Below are 16,775 nucleotides of genomic sequence, written 5' to 3' on the forward strand. Positions count from 1 at the left end.
AAAACTATCTTTATTTCTAAAATACCGTCGGGTTAACCTATAACCATGCTGTCACCTGCTATAACAATCTGTAAGATATATGATCGCTAACCACAAGGGCGAGATCCCGGTTGTTATTTTACTGATTCCTTTTTTATTGGGTATAAGCGTTGGGATCAATTTAAGGTCTGCCGCTTATTTAATGCCGTTGGCTATTGGGTTTGCCAGTCTGCTGATATTATTTCTGCTGCTTAATTTTTATTACAGCCGTTTTAAAGTTTATAAAAGGCGGTGGCTTGGCGGAATCATCATTCACTTGTTATTGTTTCTTGCCGGCTGGATAGCTGTCATGAACAATAACGAACTTAATAATTCCGGTCATTTTTCAAAGCTGCCCGCGCAACGGCTGCTTGTACGCATTAATAATGAGCCGCAAATAAAAAACGGGCTGATCCATTTTACGGCAAACGTTGTAGCGAACATCAATCAAAAACATTCCCTCCCGGCAACCGGGACGTTGATGATCACCATAAAAGATAGTGCTGCGGTGCACATGGCTTATGGCGATGAACTGTTGGTCCCCGGTAAATACACTGCTATCGACCCGCCTTTTAACCCTGCCGAGTTTAACTATAAAAAGTACCTGGCACACCAAAACATTTATTACCAGGAGTTTTTATACCCGGGACAATACCGTTTGGTGCAATCACACGCCGGCAATATGTTCATGGCAAATGCACTGGCGCTAAGGCTACAAATGGTTGAAAAGCTAAAAAACCAAATGCACAATCCAAATGCTATAGCCGTAGCCTCCACCTTAATATTAGGTTATAAAGCTGATTTGAGCGAAGATGTGTTGCAGGCCTATTCCAAAACCGGCACCATTCATGTGTTATCGGTTTCCGGCGCTCATGTGGCTATCATTTGGGCTTTGCTGGCATTTATGCTGAATTTCCTGAACAGGTTCGGGCCTGGCAGGGTGATCAAAGCGATCATCATTATTCCTATCATCTGGTATTACGCCATGTTAACTGGTTTTTCACCCGCGGTTTGCCGGGCAGCTGTCATGATCAGCACGGTTATCATCGGTAAAACTTACAACCGGTACATCAACAATTTAAATATCCTGGCTATATCGGCTTTTATATTATTACTTTATAACCCTTTGCTGATAACGGATGTAGGTTTCCAATTGTCATACCTCGCGGTTGCCGGGCTGGTAGTTTTACAACCTGTGGTTTATAAATGGTTTACTTTTTCTAATAAATGGATCGACAAACTATGGGCTTTGTGTTCGGTATCAATAGCTGCACAGGTTATTACGTTCCCGCTGAGCGCTTTTTATTTTCACCAGTTCCCGGTTTATTTTTTGTTTAGCAACCTGTTCATTATCATTCCCACAGCTGTTATTATGTATAGCGGGATCTTTTACCTGCTATTGCCGCAAATCCCCTTTATATCTGCCGGCCTTGCCTGGCTCCTCGAAAAAACCATCCTGCTCATGAACGCTGTACTGGCCTGGTTTGAGCACCTGCCCTTTGCAAGCATCAACAAAATATGGCTTACCGCAACCGAGTACTTGCTGCTTTATGCTATTATCATATGTTTTTTTACTTTTTGTACGATAGAAAAATATGGCTGCTGAGAGCAGGTATTGCATTGATTTTTTTGTTAGCTGTAAGTATCAGCATAAAAACATACCGCTCATATACAACCAACAGCATCGCCTTTTTAAACCTGCGTAAAAACATGGGGATCATCTTTAAAAACGGTAACCGTGCTATTGTACTAACTAACCTCACTGATACCGACAAAAACTACCATTATTCTATCCAACCCTATCTTGATAGTTGTAAAATAAACGACATCTCTTTGTATCAACCTAATCAGGATATCCGATCTGGCTTTTTACGAAAACAGGATAATTTTATTCAATTTCGAAATCGGTCGATAGCTGTTGTGAACAAAGATTATGCGGATACCATATCCGCGATAAAACAAAAAACCGACTACCTATACATAACCGGGAACCCTAAAATTCCGCTTGCTATTATTAATAAAAATCACGAATATCATAATATAATTATTGATGCCACCAATGCCCCTAAAACCGTACAATTTATTGCTGATCAGGCACGTGCCCTGCATGGCAATTATGTAATATTAAAACGTAACAAATCGTTCATAACGGCATCTAATTGAAAAACATATTAAACTACTTATCTAAAAATTTGTCTTTTAATTATTAAAAATTAATTTGGCATTAAATCAAACTCAAAACATGAACATTAAAATTTTCAATGTTGCCTTAGGCCTTGCCCTTACCGCAACAGCTATCAGCGCAAACGCCCAAAAAGCTTACAAAGAGGGCGTGGTAACTATTTCAACGGCTATGCAGGGGCAACAGGTTGAAGCTAAAAGTTATTTCCGCGCCGATTCGGCCGCTATGCAATTTACTACAGGGCCCGCTACCATAAAAATATTAACCGATGCCGACGGTAAATCATTAGTTGTAATGGTTGATGTACCTGTTGCGTCTATCAAGAAAGCTGCGGTTGCTACTCCTGATGAGGTTGACCAGGCTATGGCTTCATTACCAACTCTTACCTTTGCTCCCGGTACCGAAACTAAAGTTATTTCGGGTTTTAACTGCAAAAAAGTGGTAGCTACAGATGCAAAAGCCAACAAAACTTATGATATCTGGGTAACTAATGATGTTACTGTACCTGTAACTGCTATTGCTAAATACTACCGCGCTGTTGGTGGTTTCCCGGTACAATACACCTCATTTTCACAAGGTCAAAGCACCGAGGTTACTGTTAAAAGTATTACCGAACAAAAAAACCCTGCCGGTACATTCGGGATCCCTGCTGATTTTGAAAAGATCACCCTGGATGACCTGAAAGCTATGAGCGGCGGCAGATAATCGAATATTTCATTAACAATTCATTAAAGGTTCCTTAACATTGTGGCAAAATACTATTTTTGTTACCCCAATGTTAAAGAACCTTTTAGCTTTTTCAGATTCTTCATCTTTTGGATCGCTTTTTTCGCAATTACGAGAGCGACATTTGAGATCTATTTTCTGCACAAGCTGGATCACGCCCGCATCGGGGAAATCCTTCAAACGTTTTTCTGGGGCTTAAGGCTTGACGTATCGGCAACAGCATATATCTGTATCATTCCCATCCTTGTATTTGCCATCAACTGGTTTATCCCAAAGGTTAGAATAAAACCCATCTGGCTAAAAGTATATGTTTGGTTTTGCTTGTTCTGCATTTCGTTGAATACGGTACTTAACTTTAATATTTTCCGTGAATGGGGCACCAAAGTTAGTTTCAGGGTGTTTACTTCGTTTTATCACGCACCTTCAGAAGCAATCGCATCAAGTGGATCATCGCCGGTGGGTAAATGTATTTTTATCGGGATTGCCTTACTGGCCACCGGTATAATGCTATCTCATTTCATCATCAATTATCAGTTTAAAAAGCCTGATGTCCGGCCAAGCCTTAAAGTTTCGCTTACCACATTGCTGCTTTTTGTAAACTTTGTGATGATGCGCGGCGGTTTGCAAGCTAAGCCGGTAAGCCAGAACTCTGCTTATTTCTCCGAAAAGCAAATCCTCAACCAGAGTGCCCTCAACACCGAGTGGAACCTCTTTAACAATGTATTTGAAAATTTGCGCCCGCTTTACAATCCCTATCTATACGACCGCCCGGATGAGGCCGCAAAAACCGTTGAAGAATTATATAATGTTAAAGGCAATTCAACAGAACAAATCCTGACTATCAGCCGCCCAAACATTGTAATCATCCAAATGGAAAGCTATACAGCCGACGTGATAGAATCATTAGGAGGAGATAAAGGCGTAGCGCCAAACTTTGAAAAGTTCATTAAAAACGGACTGTTCTTTAACAACATTTATGCCTCAGGCGATCGTACCGACAAGGGTATTGTAGCTCTCCTGAGTGGCTTCCCGTCACAGGCAATCCGTACCATAATCAGCGATACGCTTAAACATAAAAAACTTCCGGCTTTATCTGCATCGTTTAAAGATGCAGGCTATGAAACCGCTTATTTTTATGGTGGCAAAAGTAATTATATGAATTTTGATAAGTTCATGACTTCACATAATATCGATCATATTATCGACGAGGCCAGCTTTGATAACAGCCATATAAAAACACAATGGGGTGTTTATGACGATGACCTGCTTACCCGAAACCTGCAATATTTGGCCCGTCAAAAACAGCCGTTCTTTAACTATGTACAAACATCATCCAATCATGAGCCTTTTGTACTACCTGTTAAGCACCATTTTAATGATGACGCTGATGTAAGTAATAAATTCAGAAGCACAGCCTATTTTACCGATTCATGCCTGAACGCTTATTTTGAGCAGGCCAGAAAACAAGCCTGGTATAAAAACACACTGTTTATCCTGGTGGCCGATCACGGTCACCGCCTGCCGCGTAATACAGCCGAGGCTTACGACCCGGCTAAATACCATATACCTCTTTTGTTTTTCGGCGATGTGATCAAGCCCGAATATCGTGGTAAAAAAACAGTAAACTGGGCGGACAAACAGACCTCGCAGCTACCCTGCTGGCTCAGTTAGGTATGCCACATAATCAGTTTAAGTGGTCGAAAGATCTCTTGAATTCCAATAGTAAAGAGTTTGCTTTTTTGATTGGGATAATGGGTTCGGTTTTATGCAGCCGGGGCAGGCTGTTTCATATGATAACGCCGGCCGCACCATGATCTATAACAGCAAACCAAATGCTGATAAAAATGCTACTGAAGCGGCGATTGCTTGTGGTAAAGCTTATTTGCAGCAGGTGTTTACGGAGTATATGGGGTATTAAAGTTTATTCATGTCATTGCGAGGAGGAACGACGAGAGCAATGTCGTAGCTATACAGAGCCGTTCAGCTTCAGTGCGATTGCCGCGCTACGCTCGCAATGACAGATTTTTTATTCCTTACAAAGCCAATTCTTTACCCAACTGCTCAACCCATTGATTAAACAGTTTGGTTTCAAATTCAACAGCTTTTTGAGCGTGCAGTTCCCAATCGGGCGAGAAATGCTGCAGCTGGTTGATCATCTCTTCCAAGTGGCCTTCTTCCTCTAAAATGATCGATTTTACGTTTACTTTGCTACCTGCTTCGTCAAGGGCATCCTGGTAAATTGGATAAAGTTCATCGGCACGTACCTCAATAGCGTAGGTAACCAACAGGTAAGCTGCAAAACGGAGCTCAGCGCCTTTCAGGTTCAGCTCACTTTTTAAATAACGGCAAACATCCACATCCAACTGATTTAAATAATACTTGCTTGAGCCCGGGGCCAGCAGGTATTCGGCAGCGTAGGTTGGTAACGTTACACCCGTTTTTTCCAGTTGCTTTTTAAGGTAAAAGGCATGACGGTGCTCTTCGGCAGCGTGCTTTAATATAATGTAAGTAACCGTAAGCGGGTCTTCACTGGCCGAAATCTTGCGTGCGCCGGTATTTTCCATTAACGATAATGTGTTTAACCAGCGTGAATGAAGTTCGTTATCGGCTATTATAGTAGGTAGTATTTTGTTCAGCATAATTTATAATTCTTCAAGAGCCTGCTCAATTTTGCTGTAAACATAACTGAGTTGCTCATTAGTAATGCAATATGGCGGTAAAATATAAATAACGTTTCCCAGGGGGCGCAATATGATCCCCGCGGATAAAAAATAATGGTACAGCTTATCCCTGAGCGAACTGAAGTATGAGGTATTATCGCCGGTTTCCCACTCCATGGCCAGTATAGTGCCTGTTTGCCTCACGGTTTTTATTTTAGGGTGATTGCGGATCTTATCGGCAAAGGCAGTATGAGCGGCTTTGATCCTGGCAATGTTCTCTGCCGTTTCGGGTTGTTGAAACAGATCCAGGCTGGCCAATGCCGAAGCACATGCTATCGGGTTGGCCGTAAACGAATGCCCGTGGAAAAGGGTTTTCAACTTATCATCCGATAAAAAGGCATCATAAATTTGCTGCGTACAGGTAGTTAAGCCCAGCGCCATCGTGCCGCCTGTAAGTCCTTTGGAGAAACACATGATATCCGGCTCAACATTTACATGATTCGTGGCGAAAGGTTTGCCTGTACGCCCGAAGCCGGTGAAAACTTCATCGGCAATCAGCATCACTTCTTCCTCACGACAGTGGGCCATCAATTCATTCAAATACTCAGCCTCATACATGATCATCCCTGCCGAGCCCTGCACCAATGGTTCAAAAACAAAGCAGGCCGTCTGAGATTTGAGATCTGAGATCTGAGATTTGAGGCTTTCTATATTTTCTACGTTGGGTATATCTATAAAATCTACCTCGAATAGTAAGCTGTCAAAAGCTTTAGTGAATGCACTGCGGCCACTTACGGCCATCGCGCCGAATGTATCGCCGTGGTAAGCATTATTAAAAGCGATGATCTTGGTGCGCTGATCGCCTTTATTAAGCCAGTATTGCAGGCACATTTTTATAGCAACCTCAACAGCGGTTGAACCGTTATCTGAATAAAAAGCTTTTTTTGGTTGGCCGGCAAAATTGCTAACAGCCGTTCCGCCAATTCAACGGCGCCTTCATGGGTAAAACCTGCAAATATCACATGTTCCAGTTTGTGAAGCTGCTCTGATACCTTTTGGGCAATATAAGGATGCGCATGCCCGTGAATGTTTACCCACCATGACGATACTGAATCAATGTATTGTTTTCCTTCTTCATCAAATAACAGTGCCCCTTCGCCACGTACAATACCTACAGGCGGCTGCGCGGTTTTCATTTGGGTATAGGGGTGCCATATTACTTTTAAATCCCTTTCGGTAAGGTTCATAGTTCGTTCTGTAAAAGTTCAACCACACGTTTATCTGTCGGAAATTCAAAGTCGGCCACACTAAGCGCGGTAAGTGGCACCCATCTAAAAGCCTGCAACACCTCTCCTTCCCCATCAAAATCAAAGGCAACAGCCTTTATGTTCAAATTAACCGGAGTAATGCTTCGCACTAAATAATATACACTGATAACCTGCGAATTATTGAAGGCCGATTTTACGGCAAAATCAGTGGTGTAAAAATGGCCTACAACTTCAATCTCAATATTACACTCTTCCATAAACTCGCGTTTAAGCCCGTCAATCAGGCCCTCACCAAGTTCCAGGCCTCCGCCCGGGAACTTTGAAAAACGCACACCGTATTCCTGTTCATCGCTTATGAGCAATTCATCATCATCGTTCAGCAGCAGACCGTAAACCCTTACATTAAAGTATTCCATTATTCAAAGTGTTTTTTATTACGTACAACCTTTTCCATTGTCCAGGCTATTGTTTCGTTTTTTGCTTCCGACCGGATAGGGCAATTGGGCATACTGCAGTAGTGGCAGCAATTGGGTACACAAGGGTCAGCATGAATAAAAAGCTCCGTTTTTATGCCCATATCGTTATTTATCATCTTATCAACCAATGATATTTCAGTATGTACTGTATTCAGATCAAAATAGTTGGGCAGCGTCATGTGACAGTCGATATGCAGCTCATGTCCATATTTCTGCGCGCGCAAATTGTGTACATCTATCCAGGCCTCACGGCGTTTTTCACTTAAAACGTTCACGATCCCGGTCACTACCTGAAAATCTGCCTCATCCATTAATCCCCCTACCGATTTACGAACCAATTTGTAACTACTGTACACTATATATAAGCCAACCAATATAGATAATGCACTATCGAGCCATAAAATCCTGGTAAATTCAATTAACAATAAACCTACCACCAGGCCTACGCTGGTAACGGTATCGGCCAGCAAATGACGACCGTCGGCATCAAGGGTGATGGAACGAAGCTCTTTGCCCTTACGGATCATATAATAACCCAACACGCCGTTAATGGCTCCGGTTGCCGCTATAATAATAGCACCGGTAAACAGGTCATGGATAATGTTGGGAAAGAAAAAGCTGTAAACCGATTTTACAATGATGATGCACCCGGCAATGCCGATAAGTGATCCTTCTATAAAAACCGAAAAAAACTCCACCTTGCCGTGGCCGTAAGGATGGTTTTCATCTCGTGGCAGGGCCGAGAGGTAGATACTGTAAAAGGCAAATGAGCTTGCAATTACATTTACAATACTTTCGGCGGCATCGGTAAGTACAAAATTGGAGGCTGTTAAAAAGTAGGCGCCAAATTTCGCCAGCATCAGCACAATCCCCGTTATAAGCGAAATTAAAATGATCCTTTTTTGTTGATTCAAAGCAAGGGTGGTATTAGGCCGCAAATTTAAAAAATAACAAGCGTAAGTAGCAGTAAAGTTATTTTCTATATTTGCCGCGATAACATAATTTATATGAGCGCATTAAGTACCCGGATACAAAACCTGTCCGAATCTGCAACGATTAAAATGGCCAAACTGGGCCGTGAACTTGCCGCTAAAGGTGTCGACGTGATCAGCCTTAGCTTTGGTGAACCTGATTTTCATACCCCTGAACACATCAAGGAAGCCGCCAAGCAGGCCATGGACAAGAACTTTACCTACTACACACCAGTAGCAGGCTACCCTGAACTTCGTAAAGCCGTAGTTGCCAAGCTGAAGAACGAGAACAATCTTGATTATGATGCTGCCGACATAGTTGTTTCAACAGGTGCCAAGCAGGCTATCGCTAACGCGGTATTGTGTTTGGTTAACCCAGGCGAAGAAGTAATTATCCCTACTCCTTACTGGGTTTCATACAGTGAAGTAGTTAAATTGGCCGAAGGTAAAAGCGTTTTCATTAACACTACCGTTGATACTAACTTCAAAATCACCCCCGAGCAATTAGAGGCAGCCATCACTCCTAATACCAAGTTGTTCATGTTTTCATCGCCATGTAACCCTACCGGCAGTGTTTACACTAAAGATGAACTTGAAGGTTTAGCTAAGGTATTCGAAAAACATCCACATGTTTATATCCTGAGCGATGAGATCTACGAACACATCAACTTTGTTGACAAACACGAGTCTATCGCGCAATTTGACTATATCAAAGATCGTGTGGTTATCATCAACGGCTGGTCGAAAGCCTTTGCCATGACCGGCTGGCGTATTGGCTACACAGCCAGCACTAAAGAATTGGCCGCCGCATTTGATAAAATGCAAGGCCAGGTAACTTCCGGTACCTGTTCAATTACTCAGCGTGCCGGCATAGCCGCTTACGAAGGGGTTTGGAAAGTGTGCTTGAAATGCGCGCCGCATTCAAAAAACGCCGTGATATTGTTTATAAATTACTGAGTGAAATAGAAGGTATTAAAGTAAACCTGCCAGATGGAGCGTTCTACTTTTTCCCTAACGTTACCTCTTTCTTTGGTAAAAGCTACAACGGACGCGTGATCAATGACTCTGACGATTTAAGCTTGTACCTGCTTGAAGAAGGCCACGTAGCCACCGTGGGCGGCGATTCATTCGGTGATCCTTCTTCAATCCGTTTATCATATGCCACGGCCGAAGACAAACTGATTGAGGCTATGAGAAGGTTAAAAGAAGCGTTGGGTAAATTGGCATAATAAACTGAACCTTGATTTTTAGGATTTGAGGATTATCAGGATATTAATTGTCTGCACAGCAAAATCAATCCTATAAATCCGGTAAATCCCCGCAAATCCCGGTTCAGAAATAAAAAATCCGCTTGCTGTTGGCAAGCGGATTTTTTTGTTTAAGTATATTAAAAATTACAATCCAAATCCATAAGCTAAACGTAAGCCAACCAGGCCATAGTTATTGCTTTGTCCCGAGAAGTTTTCATAACGCACACCAATATCCCATGATTTGGTGGCATAACCTAAGCCAGGAGAAAGGATAAGTTTAGTATTCTTTTCACCCCCGCAATTGGTGGGTGAACTTCAAAACCGGCACCCACTTCGCCTGCGAAATAAAAGCCATCGCCAACAAAAGCTTTAATACCGGCTTTTACCGGAATTATGCCTAAAGACCTGCCTTTAACTGTAACTGTAGTTGTTGACGTAGAGTTGGAAAATGATGAAGTATAGGTTTTACCAAAAAAATTGTAATAACCCGAGGTAAGTGTAAGGGCTAAATCATTACTTACACCATATTGCAAACGAGCAGTACCGCCTAACTCAAATTTTGAAATGTCGTGAGCGTTACCTGTTGGGATACCTGCTTCCAGGCCTACCCCAAAGCGTAGTGCGTTCGCTGGTGTAGTTTGAGCTTTAACATTTGTTCCGATGAAGATAGCCACCGCAGTAAACGCCGAAGCTATCATTTTAGTCATTGTTTTCATAGTTGTGTTTTTTAGTCAAATTCTACAATGTTGATTTTTTTAATTTTCCATTGTATTAACTCCTCCTTAACAAATACTTTGCCATTATTGGCATCATTCACTATCCAGGATATTATTTAAACCAATAAAACAACCGCGTTTAATCCAATCACACACGGCTTAATAATTGAAAATCAATATTATTTAAAGCGATGAGGTCAATACAAAATAATGACCGTTTAATATACTTTATGATGAATAGTTTTATAAAAAACTGCCCTGCATAAGCATCAAAAGTGTCTACTAACACCTAATTTCGAGCGCATAAATGGTTAAATAGCCAGGTGTAGCAGTATACCAAACCTGTCGGAAAGTAAAAAAGAGAGACTTGCGCCTCTCTTTTTACAAAACTTTAACAATTATTATACCTCCGGTCCGTGCTTTTTAGGATCATAATTTTTTTCAAGCTCGGCAAGTTTTTCCTTACCGTAAGCCATTTTAGTGATCAGGTAAAATAAAACCGGTACTATAAATATAGCCAATGATGTAGCAGTAAGCATTCCCCCAAACACCGTCCAGCCTATGGTTTTACGGGCTTCAGCACCGGCGCCCGATGCAACCATCAACGGACCTACACCTAATATAAATGCCATCGACGTCATGATGATTGGCCTTAAACGTAGCCGGACAGCCTCGAGCGTAGCTTTTTCCAATTCCATGCCTGCGTCTACACGTTCCTTGGCAAACTCTACGATCAGGATGGCGTTTTTGGCCGCCAAACCAATCAGCGTTATCAAACCAATTTGTGCATAAACGTTGTTAGTAAGATCAGGCCAGAAAGTAAGGAACAATATGGCACCAAATGCACCCAGGGGCACTGACAATAACACAGAGAACGGTACCGACCAGCTTTCATACAAAGCAGCCAGGAACAGGAACACGAATCCTATTGACAGTGCAAATATATATACCGTTTTTGACCCGGATAATAACTCCTCACGGCTCAGGCCCGAAAACTCGTAACCGTAACCTTGCGGCAATACCTGCGCGGCTGTCTCTTTCAAAGCGGTAATAGCATCACCACTACTATACCCCGGCTTGGTACTACCGTTAATCTCGGCCGAACGGAACAGGTTATAGTGCGATATCAACGGTGAGTTTTCAATTACCTTATATGATGTAAGTGTGCTCAATGGCACCATGGCTCCTGATGAATTACGCACAAAATACTGTCCTATGTTTTGCACATTGGTACGATAACTGGTATCGGCCTGGGCTACTACCCTGAAGTTACGACCATAAATGGTAAAGTCGTTGATATAGGTACTACCCAAATAGGTTTGCAGCGCATTGTTCACGTCAGATATTGCTACACCAAGCTTTTTAGATTTCTCTCTGTCTATCGTTAACTGGTAAGCAGGCGTACTGGCAGTAAAGAACGAGAAGGCCCTTGCTATCTCTTTACGCTGATTAATTGCGCCAAGGAACGTTCGGAGCGTTTTCTCAAATACCTTAATGTCGCCACCTGCCTGTTTCTCTTCTAATATAAACGAGAAACCTCCTGTACTACCCAACCCCGGAATTGCCGGTGGCTGGATCACCACAACATTGGCTTCCTTATACTTACCGAGCTTTTGGTTTAACCGTGCAACAAGCGCTGTTATCTGCTGCGACTTTTCTTTACGCTCATCCCAAGGTTTCAACTGCACGAATATGGTTGCACTATTTGATTTACTTGCAAAGCTGATGGCATTCAAACCACCCAACGCCGCGTAATGGGCTATTTCCGGCACGCTATCAAGCGTTCTCATCATGTTGTGCAACACATCAACAGTACGGCCGGTTGCTGAAGCCTCGGGTAAATCAAAAGTGATATAAACACGGCCATCATCTTCCAGCGGGATAAAACCAGATGGTTTACTTCTGAATAAAAGTATCGCGCCTATAATGATACACACCAGCAGAATGATAATGTATCTTGAGTTTTTAATGCTTTTATCAACTGTGTTTCGATATTTACCGGTTACGCGGGTAAACCAGGTATTGAATTTAAAGAAAAACTTATTTAAGCCACGAGAGCTTTCATCTATCTTATGCGGCCTTAATATCAACGTACACAATGCAGGTGTTAATGATAGTGCAACAAAAGCTGATATCAATACAGATATGGCAATGGTGATCGCAAACTGTTGATACAATCGCCCTACTATACCCGGCACAAAGCCTACCGGCACAAACACTGCAGCCAGGATCAGCGCGATGGCTATTACGGGGGCCGAGATATCGGCCATAGCGTGCTGGGTGGCTTCTTTAGGTGTCATACCCTCCTCATCCATATAATGCTGTACAGCCTCAACCACCACAATAGCATCATCCACCACAATACCAATAGCCAGTACGAAACCAAATAACGTTAACGTATTGATAGTAAAGTTAAGCGGAATAAAGAAAATGAACGTACCAATAATTGATACCGGAATAGCCAGTACCGGAATGAGGGTTGTGCGCCAGCTTTGTAAAAACAGGAATACTACAATAATAACCAGTACAAGTGCAATAACCAGCGTTTCGATAACCTCGCTTACCGAAACCTTTACCACGGTTATGGCCTCAAAAGGAACTACGTAATCTATATCTTTAGGAAAGCTCTTTTTAAGCTCATTCATAGTAGCGTATACATTATCGGCAGTTTCAAGCGAGTTACTGTTCGGGGCCTGGTACACCAGCAGATAAGATGCCCTTTTACCATCAACAAATGAGTTACCTGAGTAGTTGAATTTACCCAGCTCAATCCTGGCAACATCTTTTAAGTGTACTATGCCCCCATTGTTAGGCTGGGTTTTAACAACCACATTACCAAATTCTTCCGGCTTCTCTAAACGGCCTTTTACAATAACCGAATACTCAAATGTCTGTCCTTTTAACTGAGGTGTAGCACCTACTGTACCGGCGGCAACCTGCGCGTTTTGCTCCTGCAGGGCACTGGTTACATCCGCAGCGCTCATACCTAACGCAGCAAGTTTATCCGGGTTAAGCCAGATGCGCATACTAAAATCATCGGCACGTGTAACAACGTCACCTACTCCTTTGGTACGCAAAATAGCATCCTTTATAAATACGTTGGTGTAGTTATCAGTAAAAGTGACATCATGGGTGCCTTTAGGACTAAACATGGCCACAAGCATCAGAATACTTGGGTTACGTTTACGTACTACCATACCCAAACGCTGTACCTCCTGCGGTAAAGTTGGTAAAGCAATACCTACACGGTTTTGCACGTCGAGGGCTGCAATGTTAATATCAGTACCAACATCAAAGTTAACCGTCATGCTCATTTGCCCGTTGCTGCTGCTGTTACTTTGCAGGTAGGTCATGCCGGGTACGCCGTTTACCTGCACCTCAACCGGGGTAGCTACCGTTTGCTCAACTGTTAACGCATCAGCACCGACATAGTTACCGCTAACTGACACGGTTGGAGGTGTAATATCAGGGTACTGGCCTATAGGCAGGCTGGATATTGACAGGATGCCCACTATTAATATCACCAGGGATATTACAATGGCGGTAACCGGTCGTTTTATAAAAGTATCTGCGATCATTCTTTCTCTATATTAAGTTTTCCAGGGTAGATGCGCCCCTTCTTCGGCTTAAAATTTTTCCTGTTGATATAAATTTATTTTTTGGGTGCTGCTCCGGCCGGCGTGGCTGTTCCGGTAGTGACCCTACCACCATCGCGCAAACGCTGGAAGCCGTCGGTAATCACTTTATCGCCTTGTTTTATTCCATCCATTATCACTACGTCGCTGTTAATGCGCGGCCCTAATTTCACCTTTACCTGTTTTGCTATCGTATCGCGCCTGTCTTTAACTGTTTTATCAGCTGCGGTATCTTTAACAACTGTATCTCTTGTTGCGAAAACAAAAAACTCGCCCATTTGCTCAGTTACTGCCTTGTAAGGGATTTGTACCCGCTGGCCCGATTGGCTGTTCAGCACCTGCAGAACACAGCTCATGCCATCCTTAAGCACGTCATCCTCGTTCGGAAACTGGATCCTTACCCTAATGCTGCCGGTTTGATTGCTAACCCCTCTGTCAATCGCCAATACTTTACCTGTCTTGTTGTATTTGCTTCCGTCGGGTAGCACCAGTTTAAAGGTACTGTCGGTACTTGATTTTTGAAGACCATAAAAGCGGTTGATATCCTGCTCGTTGATCACAACATCAACACCGATAGGATGCTCGGCAGATATTGTGTTCATCAATGTGGTACCTGCTGCTACCTGTGTTCCAAGCCTCACTTGCGAGATCCCTATTCGCCCCGTAAAAGGCGCGGTAATGGTGGCATATGATAAATCGGTACGGGCCGACTCAAGCGCGGCTTTGGCTACCGCAACCTGGCTTTTATTAGTTTCGTAGGTAGCCTGTGCCTGATCAACTGTCTGACGGGCAATCGCATCGCTCTTAAGCAGCATGTTATACCTGTCAATGTCTTTTTGCGCTTTAACCAAATTGGCTTCGGCGCTTAGCACATTAGCTTTGGCCTGGTCAAAAGCAGCCTGGTATTTGCGTTTATCTATTTCATACAATACTTTGCCCTTCTGCACAACATCGCCTTCTTTAAAAAATATACCCGTTACAAAACCCGGTACCTGGCTGCGCAGTTCGACAGTGTTCACCGAAACCACAATACCCTGGTATTTATCATAGTATACTGCTTCGGCTGTTTTAGCGTCGGCAAGGTATACTGGGGTTGGGGGCATGGCCGCCGGCCCGCCCTTTTGAGGTTTACCGCATGATGCCCATGTTAAAAGTGCTGCAGGGGCTAACCAATATATATATGTATGTTTCATGTAGAATAGGTTGTTCGTGTGTTGCTGTAGTTTTTATTTTTTTATGACGATATCTTATGGTTGCTGAACAGGCAGGATTCCAAGAGCCCTTTGCAGGTCAATTTTACTGCTGAGTAAATTGAACAAGGCATTATAATAGCTCAGTTCGGCAGTACGCAGATCTGCCTGCGATACAATTACGTCGAGGTAAGTTTTTACTCCCTCGCGGTACTGCAGGCTTACCACCTTATACACATCTTTTGCAAGTGTTACATTTTCGCGAATGAGCTGGTAGCTGGTGTAATTGCTTTTATATGCCGCCAGTGCCTGGGTATATTCCGTATAAATACTATTTTTTGTATTGATCAGGTCCAGGTCGGTACGTTCAACCTGCAGCCTGGCTTTAGCGAGGTTTTGCAGGCGCTTCGTCCCCTGGAAAATAGGTACAGCCAGCGTTAAGCCAACATAACCTGTAGGGAAAGACTTATTATACAAATCACCTAAATCATGACTGAAGTATGCATGCTGGTAACTCCCTACCGCTGATAATGAAGGCAAAAACCCAAAGCGGTAGTAATTTACGTTGAGATTATTGAGTGCCTTTGTTGTTTCAAGCAAACGGTATTCGATCCGGTTATTTACATTGAGCGATTGTAAAGTATCAATACTGGCCTCCTGCTCATACCGGCTCGAATCATAAGAAAGGCTTAACGGTGTAGCCGCGCCTACGCCCATGATCTGCTTTAATAAAGCAGTTTTACTTTTGATGGCTTCTTCGGTTTGTTTACGGGTAGCCAATGAATTATTTAAAGCGATGGTTGCCTGCTTATAATCCGTAGGATCGGATACACCGGCAGTATACCTGCTTTTGGCATCCTTCAGGCTTCTTTGCAACCTGATGATGTCCTCATTAGTAATGTCAAGTTGTTTGCCGGATAGTAAAACATCAAAAAAAGCTTTGCTTACATCGCTTACCACATCAATCTGGCTGCTTAAGGTGTTCTGCTTATAGTACTCACGCGAATATCTTTTCGCCCTTGAAGCAAGAAATACATCGTTGTTATATAGTACCTGCGAGGCCGTAACGCCCAGGGTTGAAAGGTTACGGATACTACCCGCGTTGCTAGGGATGTTAGCACCGGAGGCACCAGCCTGCGGGCTGCCCTTATAGTAATAATTATAAAGGCCCGAGCCGTTCACCTGCGGCAGCCAGGCCGACAGGCCAATTCTAATATCACGCTCATTGATCTGTTCATCAATGGAAGCCTGCCTTACTGTTGGTTGGTTACGCAAGGCAAAGTCAATAGCCTGTTTGAGGGAAACCGGTCCGCTTATACTATCAGCGGCAGTTTGGGCATAACTATTGCTATGTAAATTCAATGTTAAATTAAGTACAAGAAGCGCCAAAAAGTACTTGTGTTTTTTCATAGGGTAGCTATAAATAACAATGTATATCAGGCAAAAATTATAAGAAAAAATTTTATAATTAGTGCAGGATTGTTACGGGGAATGCGAATATGTAATTAATATTACTAATTTAAAATCACGAACAAGAATTTTACGTAAAAAATTACAAAAACACGGGATAGTATCAGCTTTTTGGGCTTTTGACAAAAAAATGAAAATAATAGGCTCGATATAAACAAAAAAATTAATTAATTTGCCGTGTAAGAATTTGTGTGCTTCTTAAGTAGTATTGAT

The 16,775-nt window shown here is 42.7% G+C and carries 12 protein-coding genes and 2 pseudogenes; 6 read left to right on the top strand and 8 right to left on the bottom strand.

All coding sequences use genetic code 11. The annotated features are described in order from the left end of the window. Window positions 1-79 precede the first annotated feature (79 nt). The 5 genes from ACQ86K_RS20680 to ACQ86K_RS20700 all read left to right on the top strand — a co-directional run bounded on the left by ACQ86K_RS20680 (window position 80) and on the right by ACQ86K_RS20700 (window position 4,844). Window positions 80-1,624: a ComEC/Rec2 family competence protein gene (locus ACQ86K_RS20680; protein ID WP_431198666.1), complete on the top strand. Its 1,545-nt coding sequence runs from the start codon at window positions 80-82 to the stop codon at window positions 1,622-1,624. Further along, on the top strand, window positions 1,597-2,181 hold the full coding sequence (locus ACQ86K_RS20685) for a hypothetical protein (RefSeq protein WP_431198667.1): 585 nt from the start codon (window positions 1,597-1,599) through the stop codon (window positions 2,179-2,181). Before ACQ86K_RS20680 ends, ACQ86K_RS20685 begins: the two co-directional genes overlap by 28 nt. 79 nt (window positions 2,182-2,260) lie before the next feature. Next, window positions 2,261-2,905, top strand: coding sequence for a DUF4412 domain-containing protein (locus tag ACQ86K_RS20690; protein ID WP_091162144.1), 645 nt, complete (start codon window positions 2,261-2,263; stop codon window positions 2,903-2,905). Between the two features lie 42 nt (window positions 2,906-2,947). Next, the gene (locus ACQ86K_RS20695; protein ID WP_431198668.1) at window positions 2,948-4,597 is read left to right on the top strand and encodes an LTA synthase family protein; all 1,650 of its coding nucleotides are present in this window, start codon (window positions 2,948-2,950) and stop codon (window positions 4,595-4,597) included. 94 nt (window positions 4,598-4,691) lie between these two features. Continuing rightward, on the top strand, window positions 4,692-4,844 hold the full coding sequence (locus ACQ86K_RS20700) for a hypothetical protein (RefSeq protein ID WP_431198669.1): 153 nt from the start codon (window positions 4,692-4,694) through the stop codon (window positions 4,842-4,844). Between the two features lie 115 nt (window positions 4,845-4,959). Here ACQ86K_RS20700 and ACQ86K_RS20705 read toward each other — a convergent pair whose 3' ends face one another. The 4 genes and pseudogenes from ACQ86K_RS20705 to ACQ86K_RS20720 form a co-directional block, all read right to left on the bottom strand. Then, window positions 4,960-5,565, bottom strand: a complete 606-nt coding sequence (locus ACQ86K_RS20705; protein WP_218134323.1) for a hypothetical protein — start codon at window positions 5,563-5,565, stop codon at window positions 4,960-4,962. A 3-nt stretch (window positions 5,566-5,568) separates the two neighbouring features. Next, window positions 5,569-6,833: pseudogene (bioA, locus tag ACQ86K_RS20710) on the bottom strand (adenosylmethionine--8-amino-7-oxononanoate transaminase). Then, a complete protein-coding gene (locus ACQ86K_RS20715; protein ID WP_091162137.1) occupies window positions 6,830-7,270 on the bottom strand; it encodes an NUDIX domain-containing protein in 441 nt (146 codons plus the stop codon). The pseudogene bioA and the gene ACQ86K_RS20715 overlap by 4 nt, the downstream one beginning before the upstream one ends. Next, window positions 7,270-8,244 (bottom strand): cation diffusion facilitator family transporter, encoded by a 975-nt coding sequence (locus tag ACQ86K_RS20720; RefSeq protein WP_091162900.1) that lies wholly within the window; start codon window positions 8,242-8,244, stop codon window positions 7,270-7,272. The genes ACQ86K_RS20715 and ACQ86K_RS20720 overlap by 1 nt, the downstream gene beginning before the upstream one ends. 93 nt (window positions 8,245-8,337) lie before the next feature. Between ACQ86K_RS20720 and ACQ86K_RS20725 the strand changes: the two are divergent. Then, window positions 8,338-9,530: pseudogene (locus ACQ86K_RS20725) on the top strand (pyridoxal phosphate-dependent aminotransferase). A gap of 275 nt (window positions 9,531-9,805) precedes the next feature. Here ACQ86K_RS20725 and ACQ86K_RS20730 read toward each other — a convergent pair. The 4 genes from ACQ86K_RS20730 to ACQ86K_RS20745 all read right to left on the bottom strand — a co-directional run bounded on the left by ACQ86K_RS20730 (window position 9,806) and on the right by ACQ86K_RS20745 (window position 16,502). After that, on the bottom strand, window positions 9,806-10,267 hold the full coding sequence (locus ACQ86K_RS20730) for a hypothetical protein (protein ID WP_431198670.1): 462 nt from the start codon (window positions 10,265-10,267) through the stop codon (window positions 9,806-9,808). A 401-nt stretch (window positions 10,268-10,668) separates the two neighbouring features. Continuing rightward, the gene (locus ACQ86K_RS20735) at window positions 10,669-13,845 is read right to left on the bottom strand and encodes an efflux RND transporter permease subunit (protein ID WP_091162135.1); all 3,177 of its coding nucleotides are present in this window, start codon (window positions 13,843-13,845) and stop codon (window positions 10,669-10,671) included. Window positions 13,846-13,919: 74 nt separating this feature from the next. Next, on the bottom strand, window positions 13,920-15,095 hold the full coding sequence (locus tag ACQ86K_RS20740; protein WP_091162134.1) for an efflux RND transporter periplasmic adaptor subunit: 1,176 nt from the start codon (window positions 15,093-15,095) through the stop codon (window positions 13,920-13,922). A gap of 54 nt (window positions 15,096-15,149) precedes the next feature. Beyond that, window positions 15,150-16,502, bottom strand: coding sequence for a TolC family protein (locus ACQ86K_RS20745; protein ID WP_090526356.1), 1,353 nt, complete (start codon window positions 16,500-16,502; stop codon window positions 15,150-15,152). Window positions 16,503-16,775: the final 273 nt, after the last annotated feature.

This window comes from Mucilaginibacter sp. P19 (assembly GCF_050632265.1).
Lineage (GTDB): Bacteria > Bacteroidota > Bacteroidia > Sphingobacteriales > Sphingobacteriaceae > Mucilaginibacter > Mucilaginibacter gossypii.